17 protein-coding genes and 1 pseudogene are annotated in these 15,561 nt (G+C 53.5%); 11 read left to right on the top strand and 7 right to left on the bottom strand.

Annotated elements, in window-relative coordinates; translation table 11 throughout:
* Positions 1–135 precede the first annotated feature (135 nt).
* The 10 genes from JHD64_RS00675 (at position 136) to JHD64_RS00720 (ending at position 6,328) form a co-directional block, all read left to right on the top strand.
* Positions 136–999: a YafY family protein gene (locus tag JHD64_RS00675; RefSeq protein ID WP_199051932.1), complete on the top strand. Its 864-nt coding sequence runs from the start codon at positions 136–138 to the stop codon at positions 997–999.
* Positions 1,000–1,063: 64 nt separating this feature from the next.
* Positions 1,064–2,041: an ATP-binding protein gene (locus tag JHD64_RS00680; protein WP_199051933.1), complete on the top strand. Its 978-nt coding sequence runs from the start codon at positions 1,064–1,066 to the stop codon at positions 2,039–2,041.
* Entirely contained in the window at positions 2,041–2,391 is a 351-nt protein-coding gene (locus JHD64_RS00685) for a hypothetical protein (protein WP_199051934.1), read from the top strand. Before JHD64_RS00680 ends, JHD64_RS00685 begins: the two co-directional genes overlap by 1 nt.
* Positions 2,388–2,786, top strand: coding sequence for a hypothetical protein (locus JHD64_RS00690; protein WP_199051935.1), 399 nt, complete (start codon positions 2,388–2,390; stop codon positions 2,784–2,786). Before JHD64_RS00685 ends, JHD64_RS00690 begins: the two co-directional genes overlap by 4 nt.
* A complete protein-coding gene (locus JHD64_RS00695) occupies positions 2,786–3,412 on the top strand; it encodes a hypothetical protein (RefSeq protein ID WP_199051936.1) in 627 nt (208 codons plus the stop codon). Before JHD64_RS00690 ends, JHD64_RS00695 begins: the two co-directional genes overlap by 1 nt.
* 576 nt (positions 3,413–3,988) lie before the next feature.
* Positions 3,989–4,345 (top strand): hypothetical protein, encoded by a 357-nt coding sequence (locus JHD64_RS00700; RefSeq protein ID WP_199051937.1) that lies wholly within the window; start codon positions 3,989–3,991, stop codon positions 4,343–4,345.
* A gap of 56 nt (positions 4,346–4,401) precedes the next feature.
* Positions 4,402–4,914, top strand: a complete 513-nt coding sequence (locus tag JHD64_RS00705; protein WP_199051938.1) for a hypothetical protein — start codon at positions 4,402–4,404, stop codon at positions 4,912–4,914.
* Between the two features lie 9 nt (positions 4,915–4,923).
* Positions 4,924–5,256, top strand: a complete 333-nt coding sequence (locus JHD64_RS00710; protein WP_199051939.1) for a hypothetical protein — start codon at positions 4,924–4,926, stop codon at positions 5,254–5,256.
* Between the two features lie 246 nt (positions 5,257–5,502).
* The gene (locus tag JHD64_RS00715; protein WP_199051940.1) at positions 5,503–5,649 is read left to right on the top strand and encodes a hypothetical protein; all 147 of its coding nucleotides are present in this window, start codon (positions 5,503–5,505) and stop codon (positions 5,647–5,649) included.
* 391 nt (positions 5,650–6,040) lie between these two features.
* Positions 6,041–6,328 carry a hypothetical protein gene (locus JHD64_RS00720; RefSeq protein ID WP_199051941.1) on the top strand — a complete coding sequence of 96 codons (288 nt, stop codon included), beginning with the start codon at positions 6,041–6,043 and terminating at the stop codon, positions 6,326–6,328.
* A 253-nt stretch (positions 6,329–6,581) separates the two neighbouring features.
* Here the strand turns inward: JHD64_RS00720 and JHD64_RS00725 are convergent.
* From JHD64_RS00725 to JHD64_RS22165, 6 genes and pseudogenes are all read right to left on the bottom strand, one after another.
* A pseudogene (locus JHD64_RS00725) lies at positions 6,582–7,036 on the bottom strand (IS3 family transposase); the annotation flags it as partial.
* Between the two features lie 223 nt (positions 7,037–7,259).
* The gene (locus JHD64_RS00730; protein ID WP_199051942.1) at positions 7,260–7,550 is read right to left on the bottom strand and encodes a hypothetical protein; all 291 of its coding nucleotides are present in this window, start codon (positions 7,548–7,550) and stop codon (positions 7,260–7,262) included.
* Positions 7,551–7,589: 39 nt separating this feature from the next.
* Positions 7,590–8,462, bottom strand: a complete 873-nt coding sequence (locus JHD64_RS00735) for a slipin family protein (protein WP_370540917.1) — start codon at positions 8,460–8,462, stop codon at positions 7,590–7,592.
* A gap of 135 nt (positions 8,463–8,597) precedes the next feature.
* Positions 8,598–10,496, bottom strand: coding sequence for a bifunctional diguanylate cyclase/phosphodiesterase (locus tag JHD64_RS00740; protein ID WP_199051943.1), 1,899 nt, complete (start codon positions 10,494–10,496; stop codon positions 8,598–8,600).
* 6 nt (positions 10,497–10,502) lie between these two features.
* A complete protein-coding gene (locus tag JHD64_RS00745) occupies positions 10,503–13,046 on the bottom strand; it encodes a chemotaxis protein CheB (RefSeq protein WP_199051944.1) in 2,544 nt (847 codons plus the stop codon).
* A 186-nt stretch (positions 13,047–13,232) separates the two neighbouring features.
* Positions 13,233–13,829 carry a Crp/Fnr family transcriptional regulator gene (locus JHD64_RS22165; RefSeq protein ID WP_199051945.1) on the bottom strand — a complete coding sequence of 199 codons (597 nt, stop codon included), beginning with the start codon at positions 13,827–13,829 and terminating at the stop codon, positions 13,233–13,235.
* Positions 13,830–14,267: 438 nt separating this feature from the next.
* Between JHD64_RS22165 and JHD64_RS00755 the strand changes: the two genes are divergently transcribed.
* Positions 14,268–14,660: a hypothetical protein gene (locus tag JHD64_RS00755; RefSeq protein WP_199051946.1), complete on the top strand. Its 393-nt coding sequence runs from the start codon at positions 14,268–14,270 to the stop codon at positions 14,658–14,660.
* Between the two features lie 50 nt (positions 14,661–14,710).
* On the opposite strand, the gene JHD64_RS00760 is transcribed toward JHD64_RS00755, so the two are convergent.
* Positions 14,711–15,421, bottom strand: a complete 711-nt coding sequence (locus JHD64_RS00760; protein ID WP_199051947.1) for a Crp/Fnr family transcriptional regulator — start codon at positions 15,419–15,421, stop codon at positions 14,711–14,713.
* Between the last annotated feature and the right edge of the window lie 140 nt (positions 15,422–15,561).

The raw sequence follows: 15,561 nt of genomic DNA on the forward strand, positions 1-15,561 counted from the left end.
GAGGCTTTTTTCCGGTTCTGGCATACCTTGCGCCAAGTACCCCGATATCCAAACAAAGCCACTGTCCATGACATCGCTGATGGATTGAAGTCACTGGGTGTCAATGTCAGTGTCCGCACGATACAAAGAGATCTCATGGATCTCGCACGCCTGTTCCCGATCATCGTTGATGACCGGTCGCGCCCCTATGGGTGGAGCTGGGCACGGGAGGCCAAGTGTTACGACTTCCCCGGATTAACCTCCGAGGAAGCCCTGCTTTGGGTCATGGCCGAGACTCATCTGAAACACCTCTTGCCGAATAGCGTGCTTGATTCTCTGTCTCCAATGTTTCGTTCGGCGCGTAGTCGGTTGTGCAGTCCATCTGGGACTGGTGGAAAAGAAGTATGGTTTGACAAAGTCAGAGTGGTTTCTCCAGGTCAAGCATTGATTCCTCCAGAGGTCGATCAACAGGTTCAGCGTGTAGTGACAGAGGCCTTGCTGCATGGCAAGCAGCTTGAAATTCTGTATCGAAGGAAAAGTGCTACTGAAACTGTGACCTATCGCATTCATCCATTGGCTATTGTTGCCAGAGGTGTCGTGATTTATTTGTACGCCCGGTTATTTGACTATGCCGATGCACGTAATCTTGCATTACACCGAATAGTTCATGCCCGGGTTCTTGAGGATGATGTAAGTCCGCCATGCAATTTTGATCTTGACATGTCAGTGTCGAAAGGTGTTTGGGGTTTTGGTGCAGGTGATCAAATCGAAATTTGCCTGAAATTTCATGAAGGAAAAGGGGACCACCTGAAAGAGTCCCCACTTAGCTGCGATCAGCGCATTGAGGTTCAGGAGGAGCCGGATTGTGTCAAGATCCATGCAACTGTTGCCAACACACCTCAGCTGAAGTGGTGGATCCTTGGGTTCGGCTCGGGTGTTGAAGTAATCACTCCTGCAGCCCTGCGACAAGAAGTGTCGCAGGAAGCCATCAAAATGGGAATGCTATATCAAACGAAATGAAGATCACATTCAGGACGTGTGCTGTTTGCATCGCATGAAGCCGAGCGGGTCGAAGTGGTTTGGTATGAATATCAGGCAAGGCAAAGCTGCATGCGTTTATCAAAAATACTGGTCAAGGAATTTTATGCCGTTAGGTAAGTCCGTACAAAATGCCCCCCAGCAATCACCAGCAAAAACAGCAGGTGCAGATATCGAGTTTGAGTTACTTGACCCCCAGTTCACTCTTGATGACATTATTGTAAGTAGTGAAACTGCTCATGAAATTTCCGGATTGATATCGCTCAAAAAAAATCATGAAATAGTTTTTGACGTGATGGGATTTTCTGCAACTCACAGAAAGTCAAAAAAATTCATTGTCAATTTCTACGGGGAGCCAGGAACTGGAAAAACCATCACGGCTCATGCAATTGCCAAAGAGTTCGGAAAAAAACTGCTACTTGTTGATTATTCGCAAATTGAAAGCAAGTACGTTGGTGATACTCCCAAAAACCTTAAGAAGGTATTCGATTTTGCCAGGACACAAAACTGCATAATATTTTTTGATGAAGCAGATGCGATTTTGAGTCGTCGGGTTACCAATATGCAAAGCTCGACAGACACAAGCGTCAATCAAACGCGATCGGTTCTTTTGAACATACTGAATGATTTTGATGGTGATGTCATTTTCGCCACCAATTTTATTTCAAATTACGACGCAGCCTTCATGAGACGGATATCAAAGCATGTGCGATTCTGCTTGCCTGATCTGAGAGTAAGAAAGTTGCTGGTACAGAAATATATTCCTCAGGCCATGGCTGGAATTGATTATGACCGGCTTGGAAATATCTCGGATGGCTTGAGTGCAGCAGATATAGAGAATGCAACATTAATGGCTGCTTTTTCTGCGGTATCTGATGGTCGTGTTGTTATGTCAACACACGACATTGAATTGCAAATGAATGCAGTCAAGAATAGTAAAATGAGTAACTCGCCGCAAGCTGAATTGCTAGCACAGCGGTATGTTTCTGAAGAATATGTTCATAAACAACTTGGAGTAAATTGATGATACCATTGCTTTTGTTGGGCGGTTTGTTGGCTGGTGCTGCAGTAGTCGTGGCCGTAACATTCTGGGATAAAATAAAGCAATTTCTCAAGTCTGCCTTTGAAAAAGTCAAGCAGGTAATATCTGCGACCATTGTCGGTGTTGCCGCATTTGTTGAAAGTAATAACTGGCGAGAGGGTGTAAAGGCATTTTATAAATTCTACTCCAAAGATAAAAATGGAATGTGGCAGGAGACAGTCACAACAAAAACCATTGCTGCAGAAGATGTTCCCGAAAATATCAGGAGGAAGGGAGAAATTACCAATATGCCTGTTGATATATCTCAAACTTTGGAGTTGGAGTTAGCATGAAAAAAGAAAATGCCATCCGTACGCCTGTTTTTGACTTTCTTGTTGACAAAGCAGTTGCGGCTGTTGAATTAAGCAATGTAATCATAAAAACCAATCAGGCCGGCTTTGAGGATTATATAAATAAAAAAGCTGCTGAGCTGGATGCTTACATTGTCAAGCAAGAGGAAGAGTGGAAGCTGAGCTATGTTGCCGGCGAAGTAAGTCTCAACCTTGTCGGTGAAGAGGAGTTTTTTTTAAAGGCCCAGTTTTACTTTAAAAACGGTGCCGGAGAGTGGGTTAAAAAAGAAGTGTCAGGCAAGACTCTGAGGCTTGATTGGGAGTTCACCCCTGATTGTCAGAATTCACTTTTGATAAACAAAACGGTAAAATTTGAATACGAGAGGCCTGTTGATTAATGGCGTACTTGATTGGGATTGGCATTTTGTTTTTTATTTTCACCAATCCGGCAAAATTTTTCAAGCAACTGTTTGGTCTGGCAGTGTTGGGACTCTGCATCTGGTTGGCTTTTGTATATACGGCAAATTTTTTCATGATAGCAGGAGGTATTGTTGGGTTCATCCTTCTGCTTGGCATGTTCGCTGAGTGGTCATTGTTGCGGGGTATCAAAAAATTATTGAAAAAAAAAGATGTGGTAGGAGTGGTGGAGTTTTTTTTGAAGAAAGACTCTGGTGACAAGAAAACCCTTGTAGAGTTTCTGTCAAAATCCCGGGAAAACAATAATTTGTTGAAGTACATTTTTTTCAAGGATTTTTTTCAGTTTGCAAGCGCACGAGGCAGTGGGGGGCAGTTGATTTTTGAAATGGTTGATTTTGAAAAGCACACAAAATCTATCTGGACAGAGTCATTGCCATCATTCAATTACAAGATGATAACTGATGAGCTGGAAAGGTTTTATCCAGACTGGACTGTTTCAGTCCAGAGCCTGATGGATCAAGGAGCAAGGAAAAGGGTCGATTTGATCAAGCTGGAATGCAAAGCTTTGGAGAGCAAGACGATTGTTATCGACATGGATGAAGACTGATCCTCAATATGAGAGCTGACAATTTTTCTCCGGTTGTGCGGGCTTTGTTTGCGGTGGGTTTTACAAGGGTTAGTTTATTTCCTTGAATGTAAATGTTTTTCAAGTGCGACACATGATGTCGCATGACAACCTTACATTGGCGTGACTGATTGAATAGCGAGTCACTTCATGAACCATGCCAGACATTCAGGAAACGCCATGAACAACAAGCTTAACTCTCATTGCCTGCCCCCTATTGGGTGGGCCTTTGCTGTACTACTTTGCATTCAAGCGCTGAGGAGAAATCATGCCTGTCCCCCTCGGTCGCAGCAAAGTCACATGTCGCCGTTGTAATTGGAAGTGCGTGGTATTTATTCCAGGTGACGCCATCCCCCGCGGTGCCATTCCCCAGCGCTGCCCGTGCTGTGGTGGTGAGCAGATAACACTTGAAAAATTCCGTTCCATTCGTGACATGCCAGTTTTGCTGTCTGATACATTAAAGCGATTGTTTGACTGATCACAGTGGATTTGTTGCCATGTCCATTATTCCTGCAATCGAATCAGTCTTTGCAGATTTGAATTTCAGAAGATATCACCATGCAGAATGTTGTTTTTGAAGTGCCTGCAGAAAATATTATTGGTCTTGCTACCGGTAGGTTGCGTCGTATTGGCCCTGTCATTCGTGAAACAGAAACTGGCCGAATTGTTAATTACATGCGAGAAACATCGGTACTGCCTGTGCAGAATGTGCATTTGGCAAGTGGAATGGTACCTCAGCTACAGAATATGCTGGCACTGGCATCTCCAGTCTTGCCGCTGTTGAATTTGGGTGCCACGATGGCATTTGGTGCTGCCACACTCTCCAAATTGGGCAAAATGGATCGTAAGCTGGATCGTATCGAACAGAAGATCGACATTATTGATGCAAAGCTTGATGAGCTTTCGGCAAAATAAACCGGATTGAATGGGCTGTTGATGTTGGCTTTGCGTCAACGCTGCGTTCTTTGGGTGTGCTGGAGCGTTATGCTGAGGCAAGTATTAACGGCAAGCTGACCGCTGCAGCACAGGCAGCCTGGTCCGCGCAGTTTCTGGAGCCGGAGAGTACACAACGCATGGTCCGGATTGAAAATGCACTCGCCAATGCAGGAGAAGCTACCGAGCAATTGGCACTGCTTGTTTATGGCATGCTTGAATCTGCGCTGATGCAAATTCGCAAGTCCCGTACAAAAAAAGCAAGCCTGAGCGTGGGAGAAGATGCTGTAAGCGCATTGCAGAGGATGCGCCAGTTGATTGTAGCCTGCAGTGTGCGTGCAAACATATTATGTGAATCGGGTGATATCTACACGGCAGCACAATTGACCAAGGGGCATGCAGATCGCCTGAGTGGCATTCTGATGGAAATGGGTCAGGCTTATCTGGGGATTGGTTCCCAGAGCGCGTATCAGCTTCTGATTGATGGCAAGTTCCTCGAAGTAATGCCAGCTGAACGGCTAGACCGCTGGGTGATGCGCTTTGACCCGTAGTTGGGAGGCATGGCCGGCCTGCTGGATGTGGTAAGGGCAAGTGGCCATTTTGATAATGCGCTTCCAGAAAATATGGGGCGTATTCGTTATTTTGGTGCGGAGCGAATAGAAGCACCAAAGACCAGAAAACCGGATGGAAATCAGGTCAGTTTCTTTGATCTGGTCGATGGATGCTGGGAGGATCTTGACCGGTTGAGTGGTAGCGCACTTGAAATGGAATCGGTCGTCAACGGCGCAGGCTCCTGGCAAGCTCATCTGGAGTTGCTATGGCTTGAAACAGTACCGGATGAGGCAACAATCGCCTGGTTTTCCTGCGCACATCAAGAGCATCTTGCTGCATGAAATACAAGAACAGGCCAGTGTATTGACTACGCTACATGGCTGGCCTGTTTGAGTTAGTGCTGGTATGCACATCTGCGGAAACAGGCAAGACTCAACTGCACTGCAGTCCCGATCATGAAATACATCCCGCATTTGCAGGCCCTGGCCAGCGTCACCTGCTTCGCGGCGGATCTGCCGGACCGCAGCATGACCCCCGGCGCTATCAACCCGGACATCACCCAGGACAACATCTAGCAAACCGTGTGTGTGAAGGGCTTTACCAAGACCATCCGCCCGCCGGCCAGCTACACCAACAAGCTGAAGAAAGCGCAGATCCAGGACTATGGCTACGCCAACACCAACCCCAAAGACTACGAAGAAGACCACCTTTTTTGGACCCTTGCTAACGATTAGCATCAAAAATATACTTTAAATACAAATAGATACGAATAGTAACGAAATGGCTGTGTTGAGATGGTTAACCCTCGGTCCATGAGGAGCGGGACAAGCCACAAGCTCCTCGAGGGAAGTCTAAAAGCAAAGTCCAATTTGCCATTAAGAACCCTAATGATGTCGAATTGCCCGCCCCCGATGCGGTCGACCCCTTAAAGGGGTTTGGTACGCCAGAGCTTCGAAAAAAGGTTGAGAAAGCAGTTGAGTGTGCTGTCATTGAGCACTTCAAGGCAAAGGAATAGACTCATCTGAGTACACTGCTGAAAAGATGCCGTTCATTTTGCTAAATTTTAAAAGTCGACTAACTAACTGCTAATAAACCACTTGTGCCATCAATCAGGAGTTGAAATCCATGGCCGAACTGCCAAATGACATTGAGTTAAAGTTTGCTGCCCATTTTATATGGGGTGGTGTGGAAATCCCTGTTTGGTTCGCGACCTATCATAATGGCCAATCTTTTTGCCCACCCGTGGTGTTTCTCGATTCGATGCCGGAAACGCTCCAAACGATCTTCATGCAGTGGCTGGATGCACGGCATCTATCCATAACCATGCCTCCAAGACTCTCTAAATCCGGCCGAGCTTACTTCCTTGATGACGTTCAGTCTGCCATCGAAGGAGCTGGTATGGGGGGGGATTGAACTGGTAAGCCAGCGAGGTTCGTAGGTAACAACTGGCGATGTCCACCCAGCACGTACCTTCTTCTTCTGACGCATTCCTGTATACATGACTGGTAGTATTCGGGTGGGTATTACTGTTTGGTGAGTTCAGCGTTGATGGATTGAGCCTTTCCCTGTGCTAATAGCACACCCCAGAACTTCTTGATCTCGGAACCGCGAGTCAGTATCAAAAGCCTAGTCTCTTCGCTAGTGTGATTGAATCTCCCCGGCTTCTCTAGACACTCTTGAGCCGTTGGAAATATTGCTTCTCAAACCCTACCAGCGATAGCCAGTTTGCGGAACCATGCTGGCGTTTCGGGTTGTAGAACATCTCGATGTAATCGAAGATATCCCGCCGGGCCTCCTCCCGGTCGTGATAGGTTTTACGCTGGATGCGCTCCCGCTTCAGCAACTGGAAGAAACTCTCCGCCACGGCATTGTCGTGGCAGTTCCCGCGCCGACTCATGCTGGGCACCAAGCGATGGGCCTTCAAAAAATCCTGCCAATCGTAACTACTGAACTGACTTCTCTGGTCCGATGCACGAGCACCTCCTGCTTTGGCTGGCGTCGCCATACCGCCATCAACAAGGCATTCAGCACCAGCTCTCTATCGATACGTGACTGTATCGACCAGCCAATCACCTGCCACGAGAACAGGTCCAGCACCACCGCCAGATAAAACCACCCCTCAGCTATGGCCGACCAACTGACGATGTGTCCACCTAGTCAGGCCGCAGTTCGGCCAAAGCAGTCCTTCGCATGCCAGATGAAAAATGACTGCTTTCACTTTGGAAGCAGCCATAAAAGTATCTAGATAAACTATAGGAGATTCAGGCAGCAAGAAGTTTGATTAACGAGAGCCTGAAGTTGAAGCATAAATGCGTTGCCCTGAATGCTCCCGCCATCCGGGCGTCTAGCGGTGCCTGTCGCTTTTTACTGCTTGTTCATGCTCGTAGCTCACCAGAATATTCATCAACATGGTAGCCATGGTGGGTGTCAGCTTGGCAAAGCTCTGCGACCGGTAAGCGGCACTGATGGCGTGAAACAGCGTGCGGCTTTCGCCAGACAACTGACACAGATCGCGCAGGGTAAACAAGCGGATATCATAGCGAGAGCCCATCAGCAGCCAGAAACCTGCCAGCATGGCCCCGTCCCGACTGCCATCCATCGCATTGATCCGTGCCAGAATTTCGTTTTCTGTCATGTCCGTACCAGCCTTTTGTTCAAGACGCCGGTGCATTGCTCATGCCGCTACCGGAATAGCCGGTGTGGTCGACGGCAAGGTGGGGCTGCCGGCCACGCCCAGCGCCAGCACGGCTGGATTCATGCTGTCCACCATGGCGCTAGGAATCAGAATAGTGGTTCCTCGCTCCTTGGTGGTCTCGTAAATGATGTTCATAGCCCGCAACTGCAAGGCTCCGGGCTGCTGCTGATAGATGCGGGCCGCTACGACAAACTGACTGGCAATTTCCGCTTCGGCCGCGCCGAGGATGATACGCGCCTGCTTTTCGCGCTCCGCCTGCGCCTGTCGGGACATTGCATCCTGTAAGGCTACCGGGATGGCTACGTCTCGCACTTCGACAGAGCTAACGGTAATGCCCCACTCGCTGGTTTTCTGGCCGATGTCCGTGCACAGTTGCTGGTCTGCTGCACGTCGGTCAGACAATAAGGCGGCCAGCATGGAAGAACCAATCATCTCGCGCAAGGATGTCTGGGCAACACGGTCGATGGCCTGCTGGAAATCGGTAATCGCCAGCGCAGCTTTCTGTGCATCGTGCACATGCCAGAAGATGATGGCATCTACATTGACCGGCACCGTGTCGCGCGTCAGGGCCTGCTCGGCGTTGAAAGCGGTGGTCTGGATCCGCACATCGATGATGGCTACCACACTGTCAATCACCGGGAGGATGACAAACAGGCCCGGGCCACGCACCCCCTGCAGCTTGCCGGCGCGCAGTACCACGAATTTCTGCCAGGTATTGGCCATTTTGAGCGACATGCCCGTCACAATGGCGGCCAGCCAGAAGAGGGTAGCCAGCCAGCTGCTACCCAGCATGCCGATGCCCGCACCCGCGGCCAGCAGGCAGATAACAATGAAAAAGGTAATGGGGTTCACGCTGATGCTCCTACAAGGTTACCGGCCATATGCCGAAGGAAACCGGACAGGACATCATCAGGGGTGGGGCCGCACATGTCGGTGCTGCAGCATACATAGCGGACAGATTCGCTAGCGGTAGCGAGTGTGCGCCGGCTAGGGTTCTGGCTGTGGTGAGGGCATGTTTTCCCATACCCGTGCCTGCTGCCACTGCTGCATCCAGGTACTGACGGCGCTGGCTGGCATGGGCCTGGCGATCCCGTATCCCTGACAGTAGTGGCAATCCAGTTGCAACAGCATTGCACCATGCGCCAGGGTTTCCACCCCTTCGGCAATCACTTCGCGGTTGAAGGCACGCGCCAGCCGGATGATGCTGTCCACGATATTGCGGTCTTCCGGGCTGTTCAGCATGTTGCTGACAAAGCTCTGGTCAATCTTCAGCATGTCCACCGGCAGATTGCGGAAATAGGACAGCGAAGAATAACCGGTACCAAAGTCGTCCAGCGCAAAGCGGATGCCATGTGCGTGACAGGTCAGCAGCGTCTGTATCGACTGGGCTACCTTTTCCAGCGCTGCTGTTTCCAGCAATTCCAGCCCCAGCTGTGCCGGCGACAACAGTGGAAAGCGCGCTAGTTGCTGCAGTAGTTTGTCGGCAAAGTCTTGCTGCTGCAGCTGGCTGGCACTGATATTGATGCTGACATCCAGCACCATACCTTGCTGCCGCCAGTGTTCCATTTGTTGCAGCACCTGGCTGACCACCCATTGGCCCAGCACCAGTTCGGCATTGCTGCCTTCCAGCACTTGCAGGAAATTTTCCGGGGTCAGCAAACCCAGCTCCGGGTGTTGCCAGCGCAGCAAGGCTTCCAGGCCAGTCACCTGGCCATCGCGCAAGTCCACCTTGGGCTGGTAGTGTAGCAATAGTTCCCCTTGTTCCAGCGCGCTGGTCAGCCGGGACAGCTGGTGGTGGTATTCCCGTATCAGTTGATCCCGGGCCAGATCGTAATAGTGGTAGCGGTTTTTGCCGGACTGTTTGGCCAGATACATGGCCTGGTCGGCATGGCGCAGCAAGGTGTCATTGTCGGAATCATCATATGGATAAACCGTTACCCCGATGCTGGCGGTGATCCGCACCAGGCGGCCGGCCAGCAGCTGTGGGGTGCTAACGGCTTGTAGCACGCGATCCAGCACCTGGCGGTACTCTGCGTCATCGGCCATGTCGGTCAGCAGCAGCACAAATTCATCTCCCCCCAGCCGGGCAATGATGTCGTTGGCCCGCAGCGCCAAGCGCAGCCGATCGGCGGTATCCACCAGCAACTGGTCGCCGGCCTCGTGTCCCAAGCTGTCGTTGATCGGCTTGAAGCCGTCCAGGTCCAGATAACATACCGCCAGGTGCTTGCCGGTGCGCTGCGCCCGTTGAATGGCCAGATTCAGCCCCTCGGTCAGCAGGCGCCGGTTGGGCAGGCCGGTGAGCAAATCGTAATTGGCCATGCGGGTAAGCTCGTCTTCTTTCTGCTTGAGCTGGCTGATGTCGGAAAAGAAGCCGATATAGTGCCGTGCGCTACGGCAGGCACCGGGGGGTTCTCGCAGCAAAGTCAGAAACAGGCGGGCAGGATAGGATGAACCATCACGGCGCAGGCAGCTCAGCTCGCCGTGCCAGCTGCCCTCACGGCGCAGTACGCGCAGCCACGACCTGGGCTGCAAGCCTTCCACGCCCTTGCTGGCCAGCATGGCTACACGCAGTCCAAGGCTTTCGCTGGCGGTAAAACCGGTGATAGCGGTAAAGGCCGGGTTGATGTCGACAATGCGCATGGCACCATCGGTGATGACAATGCCTTCGTGGCTATGGCTGAACACACAGGCAGCCAGCCGCAGTGCCTCGTTGGAATGCGTCAGTTCTTCGTTTTGCATTTCCAGCTCGATCTGGTGCACTTGCAGCTCGTGGAGCAGGCGTAAGGGGTCTGGCGTCCCGTGCAAATGGGCCGGCATGGCTTGCAGCCGCTGCTCGGCTCGCTGGCGCAAGGTTGCGGCGTCTTGTTTTGAACGGGATTTGACCATCAGCGCTTACTCCAGGTGTTGTTGCAGGCGTGCTTCCAGGCTGGCGATCTCCGTCGTGTCGATGAAAGTGATCACGATGCCGTCAATCACGTTATCCAGTCGGCGATACGGCATGATGCGTACGCGGTACCAGCGGCCACTGCGGCTATGGACCCGTTTTTCGGCAAAGACCAGGGTTTGCAGCACTTTGGCCGCATCGTCTAGCAAGCGGGGGTATTCCAGTTCGCTGCGGATGTCGGACAAAGGGCGGCCGATATCGCCGGGAATGAACTTGAACAGCGCGGTAGCATGGCTGGTAAAGCGCCGCAGCCGCATCTCGCCATCCAGAAACACCGTGGCAATCTCCGTGCTGTTCAGCAGGTTGTTCATGTCATTGCGTTCCCAGGTCAGGTCGTCCAGCTTGGCCTGCAGCTCGGCATTGATGGTTTGTAGTTCTTCGTTCAGCGATTGAAGCTCCTCGCGCGAGGTGGTCAGCTCCTCGTTGGTGGCTTGCAGCTCCTCGTTGCCGGATTTGACTTCTTCCAGGGCAATTTGCATGTCTTCTTGCATGGAGCGCAGCAGCTTGCGGTTTTGCTCCAGCTCCTGCTCCAGCATCAGCTCGCGTTCGCTGACCGACGCCCGGCGTCGTGCTTTGGCCTTGGGCTGCGGTGCCTCGGTAAACACCACCAGCAGCCGGCCTTGCAGCCCTTCGGGCTGGCGGATCAGCTGTACCGTCAGATGAAAGTGGTGCGGCGTGCCAAATCCATCCACCTGCAAATCATTCACCTGCACCAGCTCCACACCGGACTGCGCTTGCAGAATGGCGGTATTCAGTGCACTACCCAGACCGGCGCGTGCCATGGCATGGATATTCACATTCACCTTGCCGGCTGCGGGTTCCAGGTATTTGCCCACCCGGCCGCTGATATACAGGATATCGCCGTCGCTATTGATCAGGACGGCAGCAGGGGCGTAATTCTGCTGGATGAGCTGGTCGGTCTGGTATTCAAGGCTTTTTCGATAATCTGGCATTGTTTCTTCAATAGTCAGCAACGATCGGGGCTGTGTCCGCAGCGGAAACTCCAGTGCACGGCCACTGCTGGCACTGTCGCTGCGGGTGAAAATGCGGTTTTTCTTGTCCAGCGGTAAAAACAGGTTGGAAAACCGTCCGGTGGTTTCCGCGCTGCCCAGCACCAGAATACCCCGGCTGCACAAGGCGTAATGAAACAGCGGCAGCAGCTTGTCCTGCAACACGGTATCCAGATAAATCATCAGATTGCGGCATGACAGGATATCCAGCCGGGTAAAGGGCGGATCGGAAATGATGTTCTGCGTGGCAAAAACAATCATGTCGCGGATGCCCTTGCTGACCCGGAAGTGATTATCCTCGGCCACGAAGTAGCGTTCCAGCCGCTGGGCCCCCACATCGGCTGCCATGCTGCACGGGTAGACGCCACGCCGGGCAAGCTGGATGGCATCGTCATCAAGGTCCGTGGCATAGATTTGCAGGCTGAATTGTCCTGCAGGCTGATGTACTAACAGCGACTCGCGAAACAGGATGGCCAGCGAGTATGCTTCCTCGCCGCTGGAGCAGGCCGGCACCCAGGCGCGCAATGCCTTGCCTGCCGGGTAGAGGGCAAACAGGGCCGGCATGGCCACGTCGCGCAAGTACTCCCACACCGCCGTGTCGCGGAAGAAGCGGGTGACGCCGATGAGCAGCTCCTTGAGCAGCAAGTCGCGCTCTTGCAGATTGGCACGAAAATGCGCGGCATAAGCCTGCAGGTTTTCCAGCTGCAACAGGGCCATGCGCCGCTCAATGCGGCGATTCAGGGTATTGGGCTTGTAATGGGAAAAATCATTACCGGTATGTTGCTGCAGCAGGCTGATGATTTCGCGCATGGCCTGTTGTGGGTCGGACAGGGTCAGCCCTGTGGCCGGGCTGTCGTCCTGCCAGCCTGCGCATTGCTCAGCCAACAGCAGGGGCAGCCGTTCCGGTGCGGCGATGAAGTCCACCACGCCACGGTCAATCGCGCTGCGCGGCATGCTGTCGGCGCGGGCGGTTTCCGGGTCCTGGGCAAAGGTCAGTCCGCCGCAGGCCTTGATTTCCTGCATGCCCAGCATGCCATCCGCGCCCATGCCGGACAGAATCACCGCCATGCTGCGCTTGCCCAGCCCGTGTGCCAGCGTGTGAAACAGGTGGTCGATCGGCAGCCGCTGTCCTGCCGCTGGCGGCGACAGATAAAGGCAGCCACTCTCAAAACTCAGGGTTTTGTTGGGCGGAATGACATAAATGCAATCGGGCAGAATCGGCGTGCCGTGACTGGCCTCATGCACGGCCAGGCGGGTATGGCCTGCCAGCAGTTCCGGCAGGATGCTGGCGTAGTCGGGGGCCAGATGCTGCACGATGACCAGCGCCATGCTGTTGCCTGGCACAATGCCGGCCACAAATGCTTCCAGCGCCTCCAGCCCGCCGGCCGAACACCCGATGCCAATGATGGCAAGCGGCGGGCGGGCAGGGGGCGCTAGTGGTGATTCCGCATGGGCAGGAGCCGTCGAGAGAGAATTTTTCATCACGTTTTTCTGTGCAGCACACTGCACGCCAGACAGCCCGGGGCAATATGACACCGGGCAGTGCCTTGCACCCTACTCTCTATTACTCGAACTACGGAAAATTTTCGCATTGCAGCATCCAATTATGGTCGGTCTACGCGTTGCCGGTTTATCCGGTGTGCCGCAGCAGGGTTTTTGCTGGCGGTGCTAAACCAGCCGGGCAAGATTGCGCGCAAACAGCACATAACAGCTGCAAGCCGCCAGCTGCAAGCCGGCCCGGTTCAGAATGCTGACCACACCACGGTGATAGCCAATCAGGCCCTGGCGCTGTAGCTGGCCAGCCGCCTGCGTGATGCCAACCCGGCGCACGCCCAGCATGTCGGCCAGCATTTGCTGCGTGAAATGGATTTCATCCCCAGGCAGGCGGTCGTGTGCCATCAGCAGCCAGCAGGCCAGTCGTGGCTTGATCTGGTGAAAGTGGGCGCAGGCGGCAGACAGCGCCAGTTGCTGATATGTGGCATAGAGATAGTGCTGGCTCAGCCGGGTTAGCGGGGGGCTATGTTGCAACGCATGCCAGAACCCCAGATAGCTCAGCTGCAGCCCCCGCCCGGCTTCCATGACTGTGGCCTGCAAGGGGGAGCGGGCCTTGCCCAATACCAGGCCGGCACCCAGCATGCCCTCATTGCCGAACATGCCGGCCGCCACGCCATGATTACCGGCACAGGCCTGCACCACCACCAGCCCGGACAACGGGAAATACACCTGATTGCCACCATGGCCGGGCAGGCCCAGACGAGTGGCCACCGGTAATGCCGTTTCCTCGCATAGTGCTAGCAGTTGGCGGCGATCGGCAGGCGGCAAACGCTGCAAAATACAATTGTGTGGCTGAGCCATGTTTCCACTCCGCGCCGTAAGCCCGGCGGTGATCTGGCGGCCCGGTATTGAGCGCCATCGCCAGCCTGCGCGAAGCAGCAAGCGCTGACTGTCTGTTACCGCGCTTAGCACGCCGCCCATCCACGCCGGATTTTACCGCAGGCCAGGCCAATGTTTGCCAACGCACATACGGGCGCATCACGGCGGCCACAAAATAGGGCAGACGGAAATACATTTCCGTCTGGTCTGCCGGATTCCACTGCTGCTGCCCTTGCTGCTGGATGAGGCAGGCCCACATTTGCACTGTCCGGGCGGGGATCAAGCCCCTTTCCCGTCAGCCACCATCATGACCCGTAGCGGAGAACATTCATGAGCACTACGCATCAGCCATTGCCCTCATTCAGCCAGCCTGTTGTGGGGCTGGGCCTCAAATTTATGGCCATTTCCCTGGACTGCGCAGAGAAAATCGTCCACTTCAATCTGGCCTTGGGCCGAGCCGGGATGGACACCTGCGCCTTGTCGATGAAAGAGCTGACGGTTCCTGCCTCGCCGGAGGAAACCATAAGCAAAATCAGCAAGATCACCAGCGACGCCTCCAGCAAGGTCATGCACTGCTCAAGCGAGCTGTGTAGCGACCTGTCCAAAAACCATGAAAACCTGTGCACGCTGACCGAGCATCATTTCAGCTCCTTGCGCAGTGCATTGTCCGACCTGCCTGCCGCTGAAGGCAGCAAAAAGAACACCGTCAGCACGGTTCTGTAAATCTTGCACTCAGCCTGGCCCGGCTCATGCTGTGCCGGGCTACTGGTTTTTTACCGTGGCCGACATGGCGGCAGCAAGCGCTCATACTCTTTTTTTACCACCGCATAGCACTCGCAAGTACGGCTTTCCAGCGCCGGGCGATTCAGCACCTTGATATGGCCACGGGAATAACTGATCACCCCCTCGCGCTGTAGATTCAGCGCCGCATTGGTAACCCCCTCGCGGCGCACACCCAGCATGTTGGCAATCAGCTCCTGTGTCATGCACAGCTCATTGCCCTGCAGCCGGTCCAGGCTGAGCAGCAACCAGCGACACAGCTGCTGATCCAGCGAGTGGTGCCGGTTGCATACTGCGGTTTGCGACATCTGGGTAATCAGCGCCTGGGTATAGCGCAGCAGAAGATGCATGAAGGGCAGCGAGCGGTCGAATTCCTGGCGGATGATTTTTGCCGGCAGGCGGTAGCCACTTCCTCCGCTCTGGACCACCGCTCGGCTGGGAGTGGACTCTCCACCCATGAACAGGGCAATGCCGACAATGCCTTCATTGCCCACCACGGCAATTTCGGCGGAATCGCCATTCTCCATCACATAAAGCAGTGAAACGATGGCCGTCACCGGGAAATACACGTGACTCAGCGTGTGTCCAGACTCGTATAGTGTCTTGCCCAGCGGCAGCTCCACTTTTTCGAGAAAGGGCTTGATGTGTAACAGCTCGGTATCGGGCAAGACCTCGAGCAGGCCATTACCCAGGCAAGTATCCATCAGTCACCTCCGCAGATTAAATCGTTTAATTCAATCTATATAAACATAATCTAAAAATTGGCCGATGTATGTACCCCAGCGAACATAGCGCAGGACGCAGCCGGCCCAGCCTGCCGTTCACAGCTGCGCCAGCTATGTGC

The organism is Aquitalea sp. ASV15 (assembly GCF_016429115.1).
Classification (GTDB): domain Bacteria; phylum Pseudomonadota; class Gammaproteobacteria; order Burkholderiales; family Chromobacteriaceae; genus Aquitalea; species Aquitalea magnusonii.

What these genes read in the sequence shown, in the direction of transcription:
- JHD64_RS00690 (WP_199051935.1), top strand. Translation starts at nt 2,388, where the DNA reads ATGAAAAAAGAAAATGCCATCCGTACGCCTGTTTTTGACTTTCTTGTT.
- JHD64_RS00685 (WP_199051934.1), top strand. Translation starts at nt 2,041, where the DNA reads ATGATACCATTGCTTTTGTTGGGCGGTTTGTTGGCTGGTGCTGCAGTA.
- JHD64_RS00745 (WP_199051944.1), bottom strand. Translation starts at nt 13,046, where the DNA reads ATGAAAAATTCTCTCTCGACGGCTCCTGCCCATGCGGAATCACCACTA.
- JHD64_RS00675 (WP_199051932.1), top strand. Translation starts at nt 136, where the DNA reads ATGGATCTCGCACGCCTGTTCCCGATCATCGTTGATGACCGGTCGCGC.
- JHD64_RS00755 (WP_199051946.1), top strand. Translation starts at nt 14,268, where the DNA reads ATGAGCACTACGCATCAGCCATTGCCCTCATTCAGCCAGCCTGTTGTG.
- JHD64_RS00695 (WP_199051936.1), top strand. Translation starts at nt 2,786, where the DNA reads ATGGCGTACTTGATTGGGATTGGCATTTTGTTTTTTATTTTCACCAAT.
- JHD64_RS00720 (WP_199051941.1), top strand. Translation starts at nt 6,041, where the DNA reads ATGGCCGAACTGCCAAATGACATTGAGTTAAAGTTTGCTGCCCATTTT.
- JHD64_RS00700 (WP_199051937.1), top strand. Translation starts at nt 3,989, where the DNA reads ATGCAGAATGTTGTTTTTGAAGTGCCTGCAGAAAATATTATTGGTCTT.
- JHD64_RS00710 (WP_199051939.1), top strand. Translation starts at nt 4,924, where the DNA reads ATGGCCGGCCTGCTGGATGTGGTAAGGGCAAGTGGCCATTTTGATAAT.
- JHD64_RS00680 (WP_199051933.1), top strand. Translation starts at nt 1,064, where the DNA reads ATGAATATCAGGCAAGGCAAAGCTGCATGCGTTTATCAAAAATACTGG.
- JHD64_RS00730 (WP_199051942.1), bottom strand. Translation starts at nt 7,550, where the DNA reads ATGACAGAAAACGAAATTCTGGCACGGATCAATGCGATGGATGGCAGT.
- JHD64_RS00740 (WP_199051943.1), bottom strand. Translation starts at nt 10,496, where the DNA reads ATGGTCAAATCCCGTTCAAAACAAGACGCCGCAACCTTGCGCCAGCGA.
- JHD64_RS00760 (WP_199051947.1), bottom strand. Translation starts at nt 15,421, where the DNA reads ATGGATACTTGCCTGGGTAATGGCCTGCTCGAGGTCTTGCCCGATACC.